General features: G+C 62.5%; 16 protein-coding genes and 1 pseudogene. 12 read left to right on the forward strand and 5 right to left on the reverse strand.

Annotated elements, in window-relative coordinates; all coding sequences use genetic code 11:
• Positions 1 to 71 precede the first annotated feature (71 nt).
• Positions 72 to 2,120, forward strand: a pseudogene (locus QWI18_RS11645) (transporter substrate-binding domain-containing protein); the annotation flags it as partial.
• A gap of 213 nt (positions 2,121 to 2,333) precedes the next feature.
• Complete coding sequence (locus QWI18_RS11650; RefSeq protein WP_369318877.1) at positions 2,334 to 2,630, forward strand: DUF3509 domain-containing protein; 297 nt, start codon at positions 2,334 to 2,336, stop codon at positions 2,628 to 2,630.
• Between the two features lie 195 nt (positions 2,631 to 2,825).
• On the opposite strand, the gene QWI18_RS11655 is transcribed toward QWI18_RS11650, so the two are convergent.
• On the reverse strand, positions 2,826 to 3,722 hold the full coding sequence (locus QWI18_RS11655; RefSeq protein ID WP_369318878.1) for a TIGR02285 family protein: 897 nt from the start codon (positions 3,720 to 3,722) through the stop codon (positions 2,826 to 2,828).
• Positions 3,723 to 3,921: 199 nt separating this feature from the next.
• On the opposite strand from QWI18_RS11655, the gene QWI18_RS11660 reads away from it, so the two are divergent.
• From QWI18_RS11660 to QWI18_RS11670, 3 genes are all read left to right on the forward strand, one after another.
• Complete coding sequence (locus tag QWI18_RS11660; protein WP_065989944.1) at positions 3,922 to 4,464, forward strand: YaeQ family protein; 543 nt, start codon at positions 3,922 to 3,924, stop codon at positions 4,462 to 4,464.
• A gap of 101 nt (positions 4,465 to 4,565) precedes the next feature.
• Positions 4,566 to 6,275, forward strand: a complete 1,710-nt coding sequence (gene recJ, locus QWI18_RS11665; protein WP_192132258.1) for a single-stranded-DNA-specific exonuclease RecJ — start codon at positions 4,566 to 4,568, stop codon at positions 6,273 to 6,275.
• A gap of 298 nt (positions 6,276 to 6,573) precedes the next feature.
• Complete coding sequence (locus tag QWI18_RS11670) at positions 6,574 to 7,680, forward strand: NADH:flavin oxidoreductase/NADH oxidase (RefSeq protein WP_192132257.1); 1,107 nt, start codon at positions 6,574 to 6,576, stop codon at positions 7,678 to 7,680.
• A gap of 206 nt (positions 7,681 to 7,886) precedes the next feature.
• Here the strand turns inward: QWI18_RS11670 and QWI18_RS11675 are convergent, their stop codons facing one another.
• The 4 genes from QWI18_RS11675 to ydcS are packed head-to-tail and all read right to left on the reverse strand — an operon-like array spanning position 7,887 to position 11,830.
• Positions 7,887 to 8,696: an ABC transporter permease gene (locus QWI18_RS11675; protein ID WP_369318879.1), complete on the reverse strand. Its 810-nt coding sequence runs from the start codon at positions 8,694 to 8,696 to the stop codon at positions 7,887 to 7,889.
• Positions 8,686 to 9,636 (reverse strand): ABC transporter permease, encoded by a 951-nt coding sequence (locus QWI18_RS11680; RefSeq protein ID WP_192132253.1) that lies wholly within the window; start codon positions 9,634 to 9,636, stop codon positions 8,686 to 8,688. Before QWI18_RS11680 ends, QWI18_RS11675 begins: the two co-directional genes overlap by 11 nt.
• A 1-nt stretch (position 9,637) precedes the next feature.
• Entirely contained in the window at positions 9,638 to 10,675 is a 1,038-nt protein-coding gene (locus tag QWI18_RS11685) for an ABC transporter ATP-binding protein (protein WP_369318880.1), read from the reverse strand.
• Positions 10,676 to 10,678: 3 nt separating this feature from the next.
• Positions 10,679 to 11,830 carry a putative ABC transporter substrate-binding protein YdcS gene (gene ydcS, locus QWI18_RS11690; RefSeq protein WP_369318881.1) on the reverse strand — a complete coding sequence of 384 codons (1,152 nt, stop codon included), beginning with the start codon at positions 11,828 to 11,830 and terminating at the stop codon, positions 10,679 to 10,681.
• A gap of 256 nt (positions 11,831 to 12,086) precedes the next feature.
• Here ydcS and QWI18_RS11695 point away from each other — a divergent pair, with 256 nt between their 5' ends.
• The 7 genes from QWI18_RS11695 to QWI18_RS11725 all read left to right on the forward strand — a co-directional run bounded on the left by QWI18_RS11695 (position 12,087) and on the right by QWI18_RS11725 (position 20,731).
• Positions 12,087 to 12,845, forward strand: a complete 759-nt coding sequence (locus tag QWI18_RS11695; RefSeq protein WP_065989930.1) for a tellurite resistance TerB family protein — start codon at positions 12,087 to 12,089, stop codon at positions 12,843 to 12,845.
• A 345-nt stretch (positions 12,846 to 13,190) separates the two neighbouring features.
• Positions 13,191 to 14,813 (forward strand): methyl-accepting chemotaxis protein, encoded by a 1,623-nt coding sequence (locus tag QWI18_RS11700; protein ID WP_065989928.1) that lies wholly within the window; start codon positions 13,191 to 13,193, stop codon positions 14,811 to 14,813.
• Positions 14,814 to 14,822: 9 nt separating this feature from the next.
• A complete protein-coding gene (locus QWI18_RS11705) occupies positions 14,823 to 15,359 on the forward strand; it encodes a chemotaxis protein CheW (protein WP_065989927.1) in 537 nt (178 codons plus the stop codon).
• On the forward strand, positions 15,356 to 16,711 hold the full coding sequence (locus QWI18_RS11710) for a CheR family methyltransferase (protein ID WP_369318882.1): 1,356 nt from the start codon (positions 15,356 to 15,358) through the stop codon (positions 16,709 to 16,711). Before QWI18_RS11705 ends, QWI18_RS11710 begins: the two co-directional genes overlap by 4 nt.
• Positions 16,708 to 17,391, forward strand: a complete 684-nt coding sequence (locus QWI18_RS11715; protein ID WP_065989925.1) for a chemotaxis protein CheW — start codon at positions 16,708 to 16,710, stop codon at positions 17,389 to 17,391. The genes QWI18_RS11710 and QWI18_RS11715 overlap by 4 nt, the downstream gene beginning before the upstream one ends.
• Complete coding sequence (locus QWI18_RS11720; RefSeq protein ID WP_296306132.1) at positions 17,388 to 19,724, forward strand: hybrid sensor histidine kinase/response regulator; 2,337 nt, start codon at positions 17,388 to 17,390, stop codon at positions 19,722 to 19,724. Before QWI18_RS11715 ends, QWI18_RS11720 begins: the two co-directional genes overlap by 4 nt.
• Positions 19,721 to 20,731 (forward strand): chemotaxis response regulator protein-glutamate methylesterase, encoded by a 1,011-nt coding sequence (locus QWI18_RS11725; protein ID WP_296306131.1) that lies wholly within the window; start codon positions 19,721 to 19,723, stop codon positions 20,729 to 20,731. Before QWI18_RS11720 ends, QWI18_RS11725 begins: the two co-directional genes overlap by 4 nt.
• Positions 20,732 to 20,762: the final 31 nt, after the last annotated feature.

The raw sequence follows: 20,762 nt of genomic DNA on the forward strand, positions 1-20,762 counted from the left end.
TCAATGGCCGTCACCTTGATCTCCGACCGGCGCTATGGGCATTGCTGCTGCTCGTCTGCCTCTACAGTCCCATGGGTCACTCCAGTGAAAACCTGCCGTTCGCCCTGGGTGCGCCTTTCCTTGCGCAACAGCCCATCGCCCTCAATGACGCGGACCGTCAGTGGCTGGACGCACGAAAAACGCTCCGGGTTGGCATTTCCGTCGCCGATCACGAGCCCGTCGACATTACCACTGACCGCAATCGCTATCAGGGCATCAGCGCGGATTACCTCAGCGTGGTCAGCGCCCGGTTGGCAATTCCCGTTCAAGTGCGAGGGTTCGCTAAACGAGAGAAGGCGGTGGAGGCACTCTTGGCCGGTGACATCGACGTGCTGACCAGCGCCAGCGGATTTGAGCGAAACAAAGCCGGACTGTCGATGACGCGCGACTACCTAGCGGACCGCGCGGTGGTGTTCGGCCGGGCCAACGACACCAGCCTCAAGCCTACGCTGGAAGGCAAACGCGTGGTGCTGCTGGACGGCTATGCCGACGCTGCGGTTGTGCAGCGCATCTACCCCGAAAGCAACATCGTGCTTGCGCCCACGCTCTACAGCGCCATGGAGGCGTTGGCCCACGACGACGCCGACGCGCTGATTGCCAACGAGCTCGTGGTGCAGTCCTATAGCCTTTTGCGCCCGTACCTGGGGCTGCACAGCAAGTTCGACAGCCTGTTGCCACCCATGGGTTTTTCGTTCGCCCTTCGCGATAAAGACGCAAGACTTCACGCACTGTTCGATCGCGTGCTGGCAGACATGGACGAGTCTTTGCACCGGGAAATCCTGGGGCGATGGACCGTCGGGCTTGGCGCTGACCCTGCGCGTCGGCAAGTCAGTATCAACCCCGTTGAACAGTTGTGGATCCGCAAACATCCGCGGGTGGTGGTGGCGTCAACTCAGCACCCTCCCTACATCTACAAAGACGCTCGTGGTCAATGGTTGGGGCTGAACGTCGATGTGCTGGCGCGCATTTCGCGCCTGACCGGGTTGCAGTTTGTCTATCAGGAAGCGCCTTCCACCTATTCTCTGCTTGAGACCCTGGCAGACGGCGGCGCGCACATGAATACCACCCTGGCCGAAAACCCCGAGCGCAAGAAAATGCTGTATTTCACGTATGCATTTGGAGGCAACAGCTGGGTATTTCTGGAACGCGCCGACAGCAATGTCTCCCTTCAGCTGGCGGACATGACCGGCAAGGTGCTCGCGCTCCCCGCGCGACATGCGTTGCTGGAGTTTATTCAGACACGCTACCCGCAGATCCGCCTGCTGCTCGTGCCCACCTACGCCGAAGCCCGCCAGCTCGTCGAGGAGGGGGAGGCGGACGCCACTATTCAGAACGAGGCGGGCGCCTGGCTGTATCCGCCCGGCGGGCTGAAAGTGGGCCGCAGCGTCGAAGGGTTGTGGTCTCCGGACCGGTTTTCCGTGGTCAAGGCCCATCCCGAATTGCTCGGCATTCTGAACAAGGCCCTTGAGGAATTTTCCGTGACGGAAATGCGCGCTATTCGTCTCAAATGGCTCGGCGCGGCAGCCGCTGCGCCTTCGGTGTGGAACCGCATCCCCAACTGGATTTATGGGGTTACGGGCGCCTCACTGTTGCTGGGTCTGGTGTCGCTGGTCTGGAGTAGCCGCCTGAGGTATCAGATCCATCAACGGCAGCGCGCCGAAGCACAGTTGGGTGATCAGCTCGCCTTCAAACGGACATTGCTCGATGCTTTCCCCAACCCTGTTTATGTGCGTGATCTGCAAGGCCGGCTCGTCGCCTGCAACCGCAGTTATGAGGAGAGCTTCGGGATCGGTTACGAACAGATGCAAGGCCGACGCCTGACCGATGTCGATCTCGTTGACCGCGATATGGCCGAGCAACTGCACGCCGATTACATGAAGCTGCTGGAGACGCAGGAGCCGGTGTTTGCCGAGCGCGTCCTTACGCTGGCCGGGCGACGGGTCTACGCCTGGCAATGGGCGGTGCCTTATCATCGCGCCGATGGTCAAATGCAGGGATTGCTCGGCGGCTGGATGGACATCAGCGAGCGTAAGCGCCTGGAGAGCGAGTTGCGCGAAGCTCGTCAGGCCGCGGAGCGGGCGGCAGGGCAGTTGAAGGCGCTGCTCGACGAATTGGGGCGGGCGAAGGCATCAGGGGGGTAAATTTTGCCTGTCACATTCGGCAGGCATGCTCCGGAGTCAAGCTGTAGCAGTCAGTGCGCATGTGTCAAAGCGCCACACTGCTCAGAACTTTCCGCTGCTGCCAATGGTCATTGGTTAGCACCTTTGCATTCAAACTGTTGAGTGGTGATCCGGATGGAAAATATCAGCTTGCTACTGAGCGAAGCGCTGTCTCCTTATCAGGCGATTATCGGCCCGGCCGGTATTCTGGGCGAACGCCTGGTGACGCTGAAAAATCCAGCGGGTGCGAGGGTGATTGAACGGGTTTTTTCTGCATCGCAGTTGGGCGACAAGCGTCAGCTGACTGACGTGGTAGATGGTCTTCACCGCGATTTGATGGTGGCAGAAGGGCGCATCGAGCCTTGTGTCATCGCTGCCATGCGCAATGTGTCCCAGTCTGCCGCCTATGCTGCCTCCCGACCTTTCGTCTGAGTCGCAGGGAACCTTCTCCATTCGGTAGGCTCCTATCAGTTACGGCAGGCGCAGGCATTGTGCTCCGATGTTCATGCTGCCTGCCGTACGGGTCCAAGATGGACCACGGTTGACCCCGAGTAGTCTCCCCGCTGCTCGGGGTTTCTTTTGTCTGACATTCACAGCTTCAACGGCAGGCGCGGATCTCACCCGGCGTCAGTTCGGTTCCTCATCGAAAAATGTCTGGGCATCGCGCAGGTATTCCTCCTTCTTCATCATCCACTCCGCGTAAAACCCGATCAGTCGCGTCACGCGCAGCACACGCATTTCCCGGTTGATGATCTCCATCGCCGCACGGCCCTTCTCGGTCTTCGAACAGGCAATGTGAGCGAACTGGTATTTGGGCACGTCTTTGACCGGCAAGAACTCCAGCTCTGCTAGCGGAATGCCCTGTTCCTGCGCGTGAAAGCGCGCTTCCGGCCAGTAACTGATGATCGCCTGGAAGCGATCCAGCCGTTCCATTTCCAGCATGCTGCCCACCGCTGTATTGCCGTAGTGCAGGATCAGACGTTCGGGGTGGGGGGTCTCGCGCAACACTTTATCGATGACGGGGCCGTAGCTGCGTTCGCCGACGATGCCGACATCGACGCTGTCGCTGGCCAGTAAGGCGGCAAGGTCGAGGCGGCCGTCGGCGTTGATGAACGGTGCGAACAGTGCGTGGCGTCTGCGCTCGATCGTCACACCGTTACTGGGCGTGGCGTAGGACGGGATGGAAAACAGAATGGTTTTGTCGCGCTCGGGCGTCCACAGCAGGGTCGGGTCGCAGGCGAACACGTCGGGGTCATTGAGCATCTGGGTTCCGCGCGCGCGGTTGACGTGCATGACCTGGTGATCGTACTCCGGCATCCGGGCAGTCAGCTCGGGCATCAGCTTGTCGATGGCACCCTGGCCCGCCAATGGTCCGGAAAATATGGTCAGGGGCGGGAAGTCGCGCAGCAGCCAGATCAGCGTTTCACGTGCCGACGCCGTACCGGGCAGGCAGGCGAACAGGCCTGCGATCAGCAAGGCGCGCATTCGGGAACCGGTGACATGCATGGAAGCGTTGACCCTCATCGACAGCGTCTCGCAGCAAGGAATCGGTGATGTGCCTCATTTATTTAACACATGTCATGGGGGCATGAGTAACGCCTCGCGAACGTTGTGCCCCGTCCCCCATTTGAGAGGCGAGCCGCATTGCTCATCGAGTTCGGTCGTTCAACGGGGCTGCATCGGGTAGACTTGCCGCCTTTCCCGTCTCTCTAGAAGCCCGTTCATGGCCCAGCCGTCCACGACCTACAAGTTCGAACTCAACCTCACCGACCTTGATCGCGGGGTCTATGAAACCGTCAAGCAGACCATCGCCCGTCATCCTTCGGAAACCGAAGAGCGCATGACCGTGCGCCTCCTGGCCTACGCCTTCTGGTACAACGAGCACCTGTCGTTTGGCCGGGGTCTGTCAGACGTCGATGAACCGGCGCTGTGGGAAAAGAGTCTGGACGATCGCGTCCTGCACTGGATCGAAGTCGGACAGCCCGACGCCGACCGCCTGACCTGGTGCTCGCGCCGTACCGAACGCACCAGCCTGCTGGCCTACGGCAGTCTGCGGGTGTGGGAAGGCAAGGTCATACCGGCGATCAAGACGCTGAAGAACGTCAACATCGCTTCGGTCCCCCAAGAAGCGCTCGAAGTCTTGTCCAAGGACATGCCTCGGGTGATCAAGTGGGACGTGATGATCAGCGAAGGCACGATCTTCGTCACAGATGATCGCGGCCAGCACGAAGTGCAATTGCAGTGGCTGGCAGGCGAGCGGGGCTGATTCACGCCTGCACCGCGACGGCCTCGCGATGCTGTTGCCAAGCCATCGCGACGGCATCGCTGCCTCCTGCCAGTCCCAACGAGAATCCCAGCGGAACCTGAATGCGCATCGAACCACGCGAGTTACCTGACACCCTGCCTTTTCTTGGCGACCTGCCACCCTTGCTCACCCGGCTGTACGCGGCCCGCGGTGTCGCCTCGGAGGCAGAACTCGACAAGGGCCTTGCCCGATTGATTCCGTATCAACAGCTCAAGGGCATCGACGCCGCCGTCGAGCTGCTGGTGACGGCGTTGCAGCAGCGCCATCGCATTCTCATCGTGGGCGACTTCGATGCCGACGGCGCGACGGCCAGCACCGTCGGCGTGATGGGCCTGCGCTTGCTCGGTGCCGCGCACGTGGACTACCTGGTGCCGAACCGTTTCGAATTCGGTTACGGCCTGACACCTGAAATCGTCCAGGTCGCCCTTGAACGTCAGCCCGATTTGCTGATGACCGTGGACAACGGCATTTCCAGCGTCGAAGGCGTTGCGGCAGCGAAAGCGGCGGGCTTGCAGGTGTTGGTCACCGATCACCACTTGCCCGGCCACGAATTGCCGGCGGCTGATGCCATCGTTAACCCGAACCAGCCCGGCTGCACCTTCCCGAGCAAGTCGCTGGCCGGCGTCGGCGTGATCTTTTATGTGTTGATGGCCTTGCGCGCGCGACTGCGGGACATCGGCTGGTTCGAGGGCCGCGCTCAACCCAATCTGGGCGAGTTGCTGGATCTGGTGGCGCTGGGCAGCGTCGCTGACGTGGTGCCGCTGGATGCCAACAACCGGATTCTGGTGCACCAGGGGCTGATGCGCATCCGCGCCGGGCGTGCACGTCCGGGGTTGCGCGCCATTCTGGAGGTCGCCCGTCGCGAGGCGTCGCGCATCACCTCCACCGATCTGGGGTTCATCATCGGCCCGCGCCTGAATGCGGCCGGGCGTCTGGATGATATGAGCCTGGGCATCGAATGCCTGCTGTGTGATGACGAGACCGAGGCGCGGGAAATGGCGGTGCGTCTGGACGAGCTCAATCAGGACCGCAAATCCATCGAGCAGGGCATGCAGCGCGAGGCGCTCGCCCAGCTCAAGGACCTGCCGCTGGAGTCGATGCCGTTTGGGCTGTGCCTGTTCGAACCCGAGTGGCACCAGGGCGTGATCGGCATTCTGGCTTCGCGCCTGAAAGAGCGTTATCACCGCCCGACTATCGCGTTCGCCAGCGCCGGCGAGGGTGTGCTGAAGGGGTCGGCGCGTTCGGTACCCGGCTTTCACATCCGCGACGCACTGGATGCCGTGGCGGCGAAACATCCCGAGCTGATCAGCAAGTTCGGCGGCCACGCGATGGCGGCCGGGCTGTCGCTGCCGGAAGGCAACTTCCCGGCATTCGCCGAGGCCTTCGACACCGAGGTTCGCCGCCAGCTCAAGGAAGAAGACCTGACCGGCCGGCTGTTGTCCGACGGCACCTTGGCGGTGGAAGAATTTCATCTGGAACTGGCCCGTGCCCTGCGCAATGCCGGCCCGTGGGGGCAGCACTTTCCCGAACCGTTGTTCCATGGCGTGTTCCAGCTGGTGGAGCAGCGGGTGGTCGGCGAGCGCCATCTGAAGATGGTACTCAAGACCGAGTGCGGCAGCGTGAAGCTTGAAGGCATCGCCTTCAGCGTCGACCGCGACGTATGGCCCAACCCGACTGTGCGCTGGGTCGAGCTGGCCTACAAGCTGGACCTGAACGAATTTCGCGGCAACGAAACCGTGCAACTGATGGTGGTTCACCTCTCGCCGCGCTGAGCCACGATCAACTTGCGGTGTGCCTGCTGACGCCTTCCCGGCTAAAGCCAGTCCTACAGATGTACGCGGTGTCTCGGTAGGACCGGCTTTAGCCGGGAAGGGGCCTGCGTGGGCACCCTCAATCTCGCGGTGTGACATCCGACGCCTTCCCGGCTAAAGCCAGTCCTACAGATGTACGCGGTGTCTCGGTAGGACCGGCTTCAGCCGGGAAATGACTGAACCCTCACTTCGCTCGGGTTGTCGACTAGGCTCAAGGTTCGCACGTAAGGAACCTGCCACACGATCTGAGAGGTCCCCCATGAGCCTGCTGCTTGAACCCTATACCCTTCGCGAACTGACACTGCGCAATCGCATCGTGGTTTCGCCAATGTGTCAGTACTGCTGCGCCGACGGCCTGGCCAATGACTGGCATTTGGTCCATCTGGGCAGCCGCGCGGTCGGCGGCGCAGGGCTGATTTTCACTGAAGCGGCGGCGGTGACCCAGGATGGGCGCATTACCCCGGAAGACCTCGGCATCTGGAACGACGAGCACATCGAGCCGCTGCAACGCATCACTCGATTCATCAAAGCACAGGGCGTGGTTGCCGGCATTCAGCTGTCCCATGCCGGACGCAAGGCCAGTACATGGCGGCCATGGGTGAGCCAGAGTGGCGCCATCCCTGCCGACCAGGGTGGCTGGGCGACCTGGGGGCCCTCGAAGATCCCATTCGACCCGACCTACACCGTGCCCACCCCGCTGGATGAAGCCCAGATTCAGGACGTGATCAAGGCGTTCGTCGACGCCGCCAAACGTGCCTTGACCGCAGGTTTCGAAGTCGTCGAAATTCACGCTGCCCACGGTTATCTGCTGCATCAGTTCCTGTCGCCGCTGAGCAACCAGCGTCAGGATCAATACGGTGGCTCGTTCGAAAACCGCATTCGTCTGACGCTTGAAATCACCAAAGCCGTGCGCGACGTCTGGCCTGCAGGCCTGCCGTTGTTCGTGCGCGTCTCGGCCACCGACTGGGTGGAAGGCGGCTGGACTGCGGACGAAACCGTTGAGCTGGCAAAGCGCTTGAAAGAGTTGGACGTTGATCTTGTTGACGTGTCCTCCGGCGGCACTGCGGCGAAAGCCGAGATCCCCGTGGGCCCGGGCTATCAAACCGAGTTCGCCGCTCGCGTGCGCAACGAGTCCGGCATTGCCACCGGCACCGTCGGCATGATCACCGAACCCACCCAGGCCGACACCATTCTGCGTACCGGCCAGGCAGACCTGATTTTCCTCGCCCGCGAACTGCTGCGCGATCCGTACTGGCCGCTGCAAGCCGACGAGGCGCTCGGTGGACGCCAGGCCACATGGCCTGCGCAATACCAGCGAGCAACGCACCGCGATCAGCCGATTCATGAGTCGGATTTGCGGGATTGATCACACCGCTGAATAGCTGATCTGCACTGCTCCAGCATCTCTGGCTCTGTGATGCTGGTTCTATTGGAGAAGATTCATGTGGGAGTGAGCTTGCTCGCGAAGACGGTATTCCAGCCGCTGAAGATTTGGCGAATGTACCGACCTCTTCGCGAGCAAGCTCGCTCCCACATTTGTCCTGCGTCGGCCTCCGGAATGAAGATAGCCCTTCACTTCCCCCCACTCCCCGCCACGCTTTCCCCGCCCCGAGTCAGGTAATACGCGCCGAGGATCGGCAGCAGGGTCACCATCATCACGAGCATCGCCACGACGTTGGTCACCGGCACGTCCCGCGGGCGGCTGAGTTGGTTGAGCAGCCAGATGGGCAGGGTGCGTTCGTGCCCGGCGGTGAAGGTGGTGACGATGATTTCGTCGAACGACAGGGCAAACGCCAGCATGCCGCCGGCCAGCAGCGCCGAGCCAAGGTTAGGCATGATGATGTAGCGGAAGGTCTGCCAGCCATCGGCGCCGAGGTCCATCGACGCTTCGATCAGGCTGTGGGAGGTGCGGCGCAGGCGGGCGATGACGTTGTTGTAGACGATCACCACGCAGAAGGTCGCGTGGCCGACAATGATGGTGAACATCCTTGGCTCGATCCCCAGGCTCTTGAACGCTGACAACAAGGCCAGCCCGGTGATGATGCCGGGCAGGGCGATGGGCAGAATCAGCATCAGTGAAATCCCGTCCTTGCCGAAGAAGTCCCGCCTGTACAGCGCCGCCGAGGCCAGCGTGCCGATCACCAGGGCGATCAGTGTGGCAACGCAGGCGATTTGCAGCGACAGCTTGATCGACTCCAGGACGTCGGGCCGCGCGAACGCCACGCCGATCCACTTCAGGGTGAAACCCTTCGGCGGGAAGCTGAAGGCGGCGTCTTCGGTGTTGAAGGCGTAGACGAGGATGATCAGGATCGGAAAGTGCAGGAATACCAGCCCGCCCCAGGCGGCGATCTTCAGGCCCCACGACGCTCTTTCAGAGTGCATCGAAAGCCCCCAGTCGTTTGACAATAGCCAGATAAACCGCGATCAGCACGATGGGCACCAGCGTGAATGCCGCGGCCATGGGCATGTTGCCGATGGCGCCTTGCTGCGCGTAGACCATGCTGCCAATGAAGTAGCCCGGCGGGCCGATCAGCTGCGGCACGATGAAATCCCCCAGCGTCAGCGAAAACGTGAAGATCGAGCCCGCCGCAATCCCTGGCACCGACAGCGGCAGAATCACCTGCATGAACGTTTGCCGCGGCGTGGCACCGAGGTCGGCGGAGGCGTGCAGCAAAGAGGGCGGCAGGCGTTCGAGGGAGGCCTGAATCGGCAGGATCATGAACGGCAGCCAGATGTAGACGAACACCATGAAACGCCCAAGGTGCGAGGTCGACAATGTGCTGCCACCAATGCCGGGCACGCTCAACAGCCACTGCAACACCGGCGCCAGCCCCAGATGCTGCACGAACCATTGCGCCACGCCGCCCTTGGCCAGCAGCAGCGTCCATGCGTAGGCCTTGACGATGTAGCTGGCCCACATGGGCATCATCACCGCAATGTAGAAGAACGCCTTGGTTTTGCCGGTGGTGTAGCGCGCCATGTAATAGGCGATGGGGAAGGCGACGATGGCGCTGGCGATGGACACTGCAACCGCCATGACCAGGGTGCGCCGGATGACGTCGAAATTGGCCGGGTTGAACAGCGCGCCGAAGTTCGCCAGGGTCAGGTCCGGCGTCACAGTCATGCTGAAGTCGTCGAAGGTATAGAAGCCCTGCCACAACAGGCCCAGCAGCGAGCCGAGGTAAATCGCGCCGAACCACAGCAGCGGCGGGATCAGCAGCAGCGACAGGTACAGATTCGGGCGTCGATACAGCAAGTTGGAAAAGCGCCGGAGTGGCGATGGCCGTTGCGTCGGTGCCGGGCCTGTGAAGGTCTGACCCATCTCACTGCGCCTCAACCGGCGTGTCATGCAACGTAATCATCGCTTCCCGCGCCCAGCGAACGGTGACGGGTTGCCCCGGTCGATGATGCGCGCCGGCGTCCAGCCACTGATCGTTGGCCTGGCTGACCGTGAGCGTCTGGCCGTTGTCCAGTCTGACCTCGTAGCGGGTGGCACTGCCCTGGTATTGAATGTCGTGCAGCACGCCGCTGAGCTGAATGTCGTGCGTCACAGTGCCGCCCTCGGCAAAACGGATGTGCTCCGGTCGAATCGAAAACGCGCCCGGATTGCCGCTCAACATCTGCGCCAGTTCACCACGCACGACGTTGGAGGTGCCCACGAACTCTGCCACGAAGGTCGTCGCCGGTTTCATGTACAGATTGCGTGGCGTATCGACCTGCTCGATGCGGCCCTTGTTGAACACCGCGACCCGGTCCGACATCGACAGCGCTTCAGTCTGGTCGTGGGTGACGAAGATGAAGGTGATGCCCAGTTGACGCTGCAGTTTCTTCAGTTCGCTCTGCATCTGTTCGCGCAGCTTCAGGTCGAGGGCGCCGAGGGGTTCGTCGAGCAGTAACACCCGCGGGCGATTGACCAGTGCCCGCGCCAGGGCTACACGCTGGCGCTGGCCGCCGGACAGTTGCGCGGGTTTGCGTGCGCCGTAGCCATCAAGGGCGACCATGTTCAGTGCCTCGTCGGCGCGCTTGATCCGTTCGGCCTTGCCGACGCCTTTTACTTTCAGGCTGTAGGCGACGTTGTCCCGCACGTTCATGTGAGGGAACAGCGCGTAGTCCTGAAACACGGTGTTGACGTCGCGCTGGTAGGGCGGCAGACCGGCGGCTTCCTGACCATGAATGCGGATCGAGCCGGCGCTGGGTTGCTCGAAGCCTGCGATCAGGCGCAGGCAGGTGGTTTTGCCGGAACCCGAAGGGCCGAGCATGGAAAAGAACTCGCCTTCCTGGATGTCGATGGACACCCGGTCCACGGCTTTCACTTCGCCGAACAGCCGCGAGACCTGGGTGAACTGGACAGCGTGGGTCATGGCTTAACGTCCACCCATGATCGCAATGTAATCCTGAGTCCAGCGGCTGTACGGCACGTACTTGCCGCCCTCAGCCTGTGGGGTTTTCCAGAAGGCGATTTTCTCGAACAGGTCAAATCCGTTGGTTTCGCAGCCCTCGGCGCCGAGCAGTGCGTTGCCCTTGCAGGCGTCAGGCACCACCGGCAGGGAGCCGAACCAGGCGGCAACGTCACCCTGAACTTTCGGTTGCAGCGACCAGTTCATCCATTTGTAGGCACAGTTCGGGTGTTTGGCTTCGGCGTGCAACATCGTCGTGTCGGCCCAGCCGGTGGCGCCTTCCTGGGGGATGGTCGAGGCCACGGGCTGTTTCTCGGCAACCAGCCCGTTGACCATGTAGCCCCACGAACTCGACGCCGCCACGCCTTCGTTTTTCACGTCGCTCATCTGCACCGTCGCGTCATGCCAGTAGCGATGAACCAGCGGCTGCTGGGCGCGTAGCAGATCGAGCACGGCCTTGTACTGGGTCTCGGTGAGCTGATAGGGATCGACGATGTTCAGTTCCGGCTTGGCCGTCTTCAAATACAGCGCAGCGTCGGCGATGTAGATCGGCCCGTCGTAGGCCTGGACCCGGCCCTTGTTCGGTTTGCCGTCGGGCAAATCCTGCGGCTCGAACACCACGCTCCAACTCACCGGCGGCGTCTTGAACACGTTGGTGTTGTACATCAGCACGTTCGGGCCCCACTGGTACGGCGTGCCGTACGTTTTGTTTTCAACCGTGTACCACGGACCATCTTTCAGGCGCGGGTCGAGGGTTTTCCAGTTCGGGATCAGCGTGGGGTCGATGGGCTGCACGCGCTTGCCGGCGATCAGCCGCAACGACGCGTCGCCCGACGCGGTGACCAGGTCATAGCCGCCCTTGGTCATCAGGCTGACCATCTCGTCGGAGGTTGCAGCGGTCTTGACGTTGACCTTGCAGCCGGTCTCCTGCTCGAAGCCGGTCACCCAGTCGTAGGCCTTGTCGCTTTCGCCTCGCTCGATGTAACCCGGCCACGCCACGATATCCAGCTGCCCCTCGCCATCGCCCACCGCCGTGAGTGCTTCAGCGGCCTGCACCGCGCCGCTGGTGAATAGTGCGGTAATCACGGCGCTCAGAATCGCGGTCTTGTGCACGGACATGGTGGGTTTGCCTCATGGTGGTGGTTTGGGCAGAGATCGGTGGTGCAGAGCGTAGTGCCCCGTTCGATCCCCGACAAACTTCACGCAGCAAATACCGAGCCCATTCCTGCAGGCGGATGCGGTTGAGTGAAAACCTGTCCGGGCTCTGGACGCTCAGTCGCCGCAACATTCAGAAGCAAACCCGCCTGACGTGCGTCGGTGCCTTCGCCTTAACCTGCGGGTCGAATCGTCTGTCCCCATTTCTGAAGGTGAAGTCATGAACACGCGCGGTTTACTTGATCAATTGTTGAAATCCGGTCAGGACCTGCTGCAAAACAAGGCCGGCGCTCACGACAAGAGCGGCAAAAGCGGGCAAAACGGGCAGGGCGGGCTTGGCGATCTGCTTGGCAAGGTCGGCGGCAGCGGTCTGGGAGGCAAGCTGGGCGGCAGCCTTGGCGGGCTGCTCTCCGGTGCTGGCGGCGGTGCGTTGGCGGCGGGCGCGATGGGCTTGCTGATGGGCAACAAAGGCGCACGCAAAATGGGCGGCAAAGCGCTGACCTACGGCGGGCTCGCAGCGTTGGGCGTGCTGGCGTACAAGGCCTATGGCAACTGGCAGGCGAGTCAGGGGGTGGCGCAACCGGTTGAGCCGCAAACCGTTGACCGCGTGCCACCGGCCCAGGTTGAACAGCACAGCGAAGCCATCCTGCGGGCGCTGGTGGCCGCGGCCAAGGCTGACGGCCACGTCGACGACCGTGAACGCGAACTCATCGAAGGCGAGTTCACCCGCATCACCGGCGACAATGAACTGCAGCAGTGGCTCCATGCCGAGCTGAACAAACCACTGGACCCTGTCGATGTCGCCCGTGCGGCGCAAACCCCGGAAATCGCTGCCGAGATGTACCTGGCCAGCGTAATGATGGTCGACGAAGAGCACTTCATGGAGCGCGCTTACCTGGACGAACTCGCCAAGCAACTGAAACTCGATCCGGCGTTGAAGACCGAGCTTGAGCAGCAGGTGCGTCAGGCCCAGCCGTAAACCGTCATTCCGCCCTGCGATCCGGCACGGATACGACGGCCAATAGCCGCAAACCTGTTGGGTCAGGCCCCACAATCACTGGGGCCTGACCCGCATTCTTATTCCTCGCTACAGAAGTCCCGCCCAGACATCCGCCCGCGCCGTATTCGTACCATCAAGCAACGCCACATCAAGCCGATAGCGTGTAAGACATTTCCGATATGGCTGTGTGTTATGGCGTTTTCCTCGTCAGAAACACCCCAAGTGTCGGTAAGGCACTAGGCTATACTCCCGCTCGCTTTGGACCGTCTGTCGGTCCGCTTCTTGAACCCGGTCATGCCGGCGTTGAACCCTTGAGGGCTGACTGTGAAGAACTGGACGTTGCGTCAACGGATTTTGGCGAGCTTCGCTGTCATCATCGCCATCATGCTGTTGATGGTGGTTGCGGCATTCAATCGCTTGTTGGTGATCGAGAGCAGTGGCGATGCCGTACGGCTGGACGCGCTGCCCGGCGTTTTTTACAGCAGCACCGTGCGCGGCGCCTGGGTTGAAAGCTACGTAGCCACTCAGCATTTACTCAGTGAGGGCGCCGGACGCGACCTCACCAGCGCTGAAGAAGACCAGTACAAAGACTTCGAAGACCGCCTGCAGGCGCAGATCGTCAATTACCAGAAAAGCATCTTCGACGAATCCGATCGCAATGACTTCGCCCAGTTTCTGCAGTTGCGCGAGCGCTATCAGCTAGTGCTCAACGGTGTGCTAGCGGCCTATCAGGGCGACAACTATGCGCTGTCCCAACGGATGTTTGCCGAGCAACTCACGCCCGCGTGGTTTGAGGGTCGCAAGGAACTCAATGCACTCGGCGCCAAGAACAAGGTGGTCGCCGACAAGGCGTCCGACGCCATCCAGGCCGCGGTTTCCAGCGCCAAGATCACCCTCGGCATCTCGCTGATCATCGCTCTGCTGGCAGCAGCTGCGTGCGGCCTGTTGCTGATGCGCGCAATTCTGGCGCCGATGAACCGCATCGTGCAGATCCTCGACATCATGCGCACTGGCGACCTGAGCACGCGGCTGGCACTGGACCGCAACGATGAGTTCGGATCGGTGCAAACCGGCTTTAACGACATGGTTGCCGAACTCGCCGCACTGGTGTCCCAGGCCCAGCGCTCGTCGATTCAGGTGACCACCTCGGTGACCGAGATCGCCGCGACCTCCAAACAGCAACAAGCCACGGCCACCGAGACCGCTGCGACCACCACGGAAATCGGCGCGACGTCGCGGGAAATTGCCGCAACGTCCCGGGATCTGGTGCGCACCATGACCGAAGTGACCTCGGCTGCGGATCAGGCTTCGGTCCTGGCGGGCTCCGGTCAGCAAGGCCTGGCACGCATGGAAGAAACCATGCACTCGGTCATGGGCGCGGCCGATCTGGTCAACTCCAAGCTGGCGATCCTCAATGAGAAGGCCGGCAACATCAATCAGGTGGTGGTGACCATCGTCAAAGTCGCCGACCAGACCAACCTGCTGTCGCTCAACGCCGCCATCGAAGCCGAAAAAGCCGGCGAATATGGCCGTGGTTTCGCCGTGGTGGCGACCGAGGTCCGGCGCCTGGCCGACCAGACCGCCGTGGCCACCTACGACATCGAGCAGATGGTTCGGGAGATCCAGTCGGCGGTGTCGGCAGGCGTCATGGGCATGGACAAATTCTCCGAAGAAGTGCGTCGCGGCATGTACGAAGTGACCCAGGTCGGCGAGCAGCTTTCGCAGATCATTCATCAGGTGCAGGCCCTCGCGCCGCGTGTCTTGATGGTCAACGAAGGCATGCAGGCCCAGGCCACCGGCGCCGAACAGATCAACCAGGCGCTGGTGCAGTTGGGTGACGCCAGCAGCCAGACCGTTGAATCCCTGCGTCAGGCCAGCTTTGCCATCGATGAGCTGAGCCAGGTGGCGGTGGGGCTGCGTAGCGGCGTTTCGCGTTTCAAGGTCTGAGTCAGGCCCATGATCGAGCATTCAGCCAAGCGCAGCGCTGCGGTATTGCCGAAGAGCAAGCTGTTTCTGCTGTTCCGTATCGGTGCGGAACGTTATGCGCTGCAAGCGACAGAAGTCGCCGAAGTGCTGCCACGGCTGGTGCTCAAGCCCATCGCGCAAGCGCCGCACTGGGTCGCCGGTGTATTCGCCCACCGGGGTGCAATCGTCCCTGTCATCGACCTCAGCGCGCTGACCTTCGGCCATCCTTCCCAGCTGCGCACCAGCACGCGGCTGGTGCTGGTGCACTATCGCCTGGGCGGCGATCGTCCCCCGCGTGAGCTGGGGTTGATCCTCGAACAGGCAACCGACACGCTGCGCTGCTCGCCCCATGAATTCAAAGCCTACGGCCTGGACAACGCCCAAGCGCCGTATCTGGGGCCGGTGCGCGAAGACGAACACGGCCTGCTGCAGTGGATACGCGTGGAAGACTTGCTCAGCGACGCTGTGCGCGAACTGTTGTTTCCCGAACAGCCCATGAGCCTGGATGCCTTCGAGGCCACGCCATGAGCAGCGATGCGCGTTTCTTCGCTTTCCTAAAGGACCGCATCGGGCTGGACGTCGCGTCGGTGGGCGAGGCGATCATCGAGCGCGCCGTGCGTCAGCGCTGCACGCTGTCCAAGGCGCGGGACCACGACGATTACTGGCAGACGCTGCTGGTTTCGGCGGACGAGCAACAGGCGCTGATCGAAGCGGTGATCGTCCCCGAAACGTGGTTTTTCCGTTACCCGGAATCCTTCGTCACCCTCGGCAAGCTGGCCAGTACCCGACTGGCGCAGCTCAATGGCGTGCGTCCGCTGCGGATTCTCAGCCTGCCGTGCTCCACCGGCGAGGAGCCTTATTCCATCGCCATGGCGCTGTTCGACGCCGGTTTGCGAGGCCCGCAGTTCAGCGTCGAGGCGGTGGACATCAGCCCGCTTTCAATCCAGCGCGCGCGCCAGGGCGTGTATGGCAAGAACTCCTTTCGTGGGGATCAACTGGGTTTTCGGGAGCGTTTCTTCAACGCGGCCGAAGAGGGCTATCGTCTGGAGATGCGCGTACGTGATCAGGTCCGCTTTCAGTGCGGCAACCTGCTCGATCCCGCCATGCCGGTGGCGCAGTCGGCCTACGATTTCGTGTTCTGCCGCAACCTGCTGATCTACTTCGACGTCGAGACTCAGCGTCAGGGCTTCGAGGCGCTCAAACGCATGACCCGCGACGACGGCGTGCTGTTTATCGGCCCCGCCGAGGGCAGCCTGCTCGGGCGCATGGGCATGGTGTCGATCGGCATTCCCCAATCCTTTGCCTTTCGTCGGCGTGACGAGGCCGTTTCCGAACCCCACGGCGGGCTGACTGCCCCAGCCATGCCGCCGTCGCGAAACGATGCTTTGCCTGCTTACTCAACGTCTGCTCGCTCAGCCTCGGCCCCGTCGCGCGGCACCCTTAAACCCCAGGCCTTTGCGCCGAGGTTGTTGGGTGATCCTGCGCTGGCTGAAGAACGCAGGGCTGCGCTCAGACCCGACATCAAGGCGGTGGTAGCGCCGGGTGCTGGCAATTGCGAAGCAGCCGAGTTGCTGCGCAGCATCGCCGTCCTTGCCAACGAAGGCCGCAGTGGCGAGGCGAAGGTGGCGTGCGAGCAGTACCTCAAGCGCTTCGACCCCGTGGCGCCGGTGTTTTACTGGCTGGGCCTGCTCAGCGAAGTGGCGGGGGAGACGAGCGCGGCACAAGGGTTTTATCGCAAGGCGTTGTATCTGCAACCACAGCATCCGGAAACCCTGGCGCAACTGGCCGCGCTCCTCGCCGCCCAGGGCGACAGCGCAGGGGCCCGGCGGCTGCAGGAGCGCGCGGCACGGGGTGTCACTAAAGAAGGACACAGTGGATGAGTCGCGTACACACAGAGCTGGTCAGCGACGACGCCGAGGCGATCGACGACTGCTGGAACCGCATTGGCATCCATGGCGACCGCTCCTGTCCGCTGCTTGCCGATCATATTCATTGCCGTAACTGCTCCGTCTACTCGGCCGCAGCCACGCGCTTGCTCGACCGCTATTCGCTGGCGCAGGAGCAGCGCGTGTCGATGCACACCGATGCGCTGGCCGTCGACGTCGAAACCCGCTCGACCGTGGTGTTTCGTCTGGGCGAAGAGTGGCTCGGTCTGCCGACCCGGTGTCTGGTGGAAGTGTCGCCGGTGCAAGCCATTCATTCCCTTCCGCACCAGCGTTCCCGCGCCTTGCTGGGGGTTGCCAATGTGCGCGGCGCCCTGGTGGCGTGCCTGTCGTTCGTCGAACTGCTCGGGCTGGACCCTTCAGTCGCGCCGGTGGGTGACGCCCGAACATTGCCGCGCATGCTGATCGTTTCGGCAGACGGCGGTCCGGTGGTGGTGCCGGTGGACGAAGTCGACGGCATTCATGCCATTGAGGCGCGTCTGCTGGACAGTGCCTCGGCGTCGACGCAGAACAGCAACGCGCGCTTCACCCGAGGGGTCGTGCAATGGAAAAACCGCAGCTTGCGCCTGCTCGATGAAGACCACCTGTTGTCGGCTGTGAACCGGAGCCTGACATGACGCCCGATCAAATGCGCGATGCGTCGCTGTTCGAACTCTTCACCCTGGAGGCGGAAGCGCAGACCCACGTGTTGAGCGCAGGCCTGTTGGCCCTTGAGCGCAATCCGACCCAGGCCGATCAACTGGAAGCGTGCATGCGCGCGGCCCATTCGCTGAAAGGCGCGGCGCGTATTGTCGGGGTCAACGCCGGCGTCAGCGTTTCCCACGTCATGGAAGATTGCCTGGTCAGTGCCCAGGAAGGGCGATTGCACCTACTGCCCGAGCACATCGACGCTCTGCTGATGGGCACCGATTTGCTGATGCGCATCGCCACGCCTGGCGCCACCGTGCCTCAGGCAGATGTCGACGGCTATGTGGCGCTGATGAACAACATGGTCAGCGACGATCCGGCGATGAAAGCCATGCTGGTGCCGACCGCGCTGCCTTCCCTCGAAGACATCCTGCTGGCCAATGCGCAGTCGCTGGTCACCTCGCTTCAGTCGGCGCAGGATTCGGCGGCTGAAGAGCTGGCAGCCTCTGCTGTCGAACCCGTTCCGGACCCTGCGCTCAAAGCGGAGGCTCCCGGTGAACGACGTGTGGTCGAGACCGGCGAACGGGTCCTGCGCGTCACCGCCGAACGCTTGAACAACCTGCTGGACCTGTCGAGCAAGTCGCTGGTCGAGACCCAACGGCTGAAGCCGTATCTGGCCGCGATGCAACGGGTCAAACGCACCCAGACCGGTGCGACCCGAGCGCTGGACAGTCTCGAAGCCTTGCTCGGCGCCAACACCGATCCCGACGCGCAGAAGGCGCTGGACGAAGCGCGGCGGCTGCTCGGCGAAGCGCAGCATTTGCTGATTCAACAAACGGCGGACCTCGACGAGTTCGGCTGGCAGGCCTCGCAACGCGCGCAACTGCTCTACGACACGGCGCTGGCCTGCCGCATGCGACCGTTTGCCGACGTGCTGGCGGGGCAGGCGCGCATGGTCCGTGATCTGGGCCGCTCGCTGGGCAAGCAGGTGCGGCTTGAGATCGACGGCGAAAAGACTCAGGTCGATCGCGACGTGCTGGAAAAACTTGAAGCGCCATTGACCCACTTGCTGCGCAACGCCGTCGACCATGGCATCGAGCTGCCCGAGCAGCGCGTCGCCATCGGTAAGCCAGCCGAGGGGCTGATTAAGCTGAAGGCCTCTCACCAGGCCGGTTTGCTGGTGGTCGAGCTGATCGACGACGGCGCCGGGGTGGATCTTGAGCGTCTGCGCCAAAGCATCATCGATCGCAAACTCTCGCCCGCCGAAACCGCTGCGCAGTTGAGCGAGGAGGAACTGCTGAGCTTCCTGTTCCTGCCCGGGTTCAGCATGCGCGACAAGGTCACTGAAGTGTCCGGTCGAGGCGTCGGTCTGGATGCGGTTCAGCACATGGTCCGGCAGCTGCGTGGCGGCGTCGAACTGGACCAGCGCGCGGGGAAGGGCAGCCGTTTCCATCTCGAAGTGCCGCTGACCTTGTCGGTGGTGCGCAGTCTGGTGGTGGACGTCGGCGGCGAAGCGTATGCCTTTCCGCTGGCGCACATCGAGCGCATGCGTGACGTGCGCGCCGACGAAATCGTACAGCTGGAAGGGCGTCAGCATTTCTGGCATGAAGAGCGCCACGTCGGGCTGGTAGCCGCCACTCAGCTGCTTAACCGTCCGGCCAGCCAGCACAGTGAAGACGTGCTCAAAGTGGTGGTGATTCGCGAGCGCGATGCGGTGTATGGGGTTGCCGTGGAGCGTTTCATCGGCGAACGCACCCTGGTGGTGTTGCCGCTGGATCCGCGCCTGGGCAAGGTTCAGGACATCTCCGCCGGCGCGTTGCTCGACGACGGCTCGGCGGTGCTGATCATCGACGTTGAAGACATGCTGCGTTCGGTGGAGAAACTGCTCAATACCGGACGCCTGGAACGCATCGACCGGCGCAGTCGTCAGGCTGACGCACGGGTGCGCAAGCGCGTGCTGGTGGTCGATGACTCCCTGACCGTGCGCGAACTGGAACGCAAACTGTTGCTCAGTCGTGGCTATGAAGTGGCGGTGGCCGTAGACGGCATGGACGGCTGGAACGCCCTGCGCGGTGAGGATTTCGACCTCCTCATCACCGACATCGACATGCCGCGCATGGACGGCATCGAGCTGGTGACGCTGGTGCGTCGCGACAGCCGCCTGCAATCGCTGCCGGTGATGGTGGTGTCGTACAAGGACCGTGAAGAAGATCGCCGCCGCGGCCTGGACGCCGGCGCCGATTACTATCTGGCCAAGGCCAGTTTCCACGACGACGCGTTGCTCGATGCGGTCGTTGAGTTGATAGGAGATGCGCAGGGATGAAGATCGCCATCGTCAACGACATGCCCATGGCGGTGGAGGCGCTGCGTCGCGCGCTGGCTTTCGAGCCGGCGCACCAGATTGTCTGGGTGGCCAGTAACGGCGCCGAGGCTGTCGAGCGTTGCGTCCAGCAAAAGCCCGATCTGATACTGATGGACCTGATCATGCCGGTGATGGACGGCGTGGAGGCGACTCGACGTATTATGGCGGCGACGCCGTGTGCCATCGTCATCGTCACCGTGGATCGCGAGCAGAATGTGCATCGGGTGTTCGAAGCCATGGGCCATGGCGCGCTGGACGTGGTCGACACGCCTGCGCTGGGGGCCGGCAACCCCAGGCATGCCGCCGCGCCTTTGTTGCGCAAGATACTTAATATAGGCTGGCTCATTGGCGAGCGGGACACGCGGGTGCGCCCCGTGCCGCCCCCGGTGCGCGAGTCGGCACAGCGTCAGCGGTTGATCGCGATCGGCTCATCGGCCGGCGGGCCTGCCGCGCTGGAAATACTGCTCAAGGCGCTGCCGAATGACTTTCCGGCCGCCATCGTGCTGGTGCAGCACGTGGATCAGGTATTCGCCGAAGGGATGGCGCAATGGCTGAGCGGCTCTTCGGGGCTTGAGGTCAGGCTGGCGCGCGATGGCGAGCCGCCGCAAGTGGGCACGGTGCTGCTGGCGGGCACCAACCACCATATTCGTCTGCTCAGGAACGGCACGCTGGCGTACACCGCAGAGCCGGTTAACGAAATTTACAGGCCCTCCATCGACGTGTTTTTCGAAAGTGTGGCCAGCTATTGGAATGGTGACGCAGTGGGTGTTTTGTTGACCGGCATGGGCCGTGATGGTGCGCAGGGACTCAAGCTGATGCGTCAGCGGGGCTTTCTCACCATCGCCCAGAATCAGGAAAGCTGTGCGGTGTACGGCATGCCTAAAGCGGCTGCGGCGATCGACGCCGCCATGGAAATTCGCTCACTGGACTCGATCGCACCTCGCTTGAAGGAGGTATTCACCCAATGAATTTCCAGGTGATTTCACAGCCCGCCTGTGA

This window comes from Pseudomonas sp. W2Oct36 (assembly GCF_041060465.1).
Taxonomy (GTDB): domain Bacteria; phylum Pseudomonadota; class Gammaproteobacteria; order Pseudomonadales; family Pseudomonadaceae; genus Aquipseudomonas; species Aquipseudomonas graminis_B.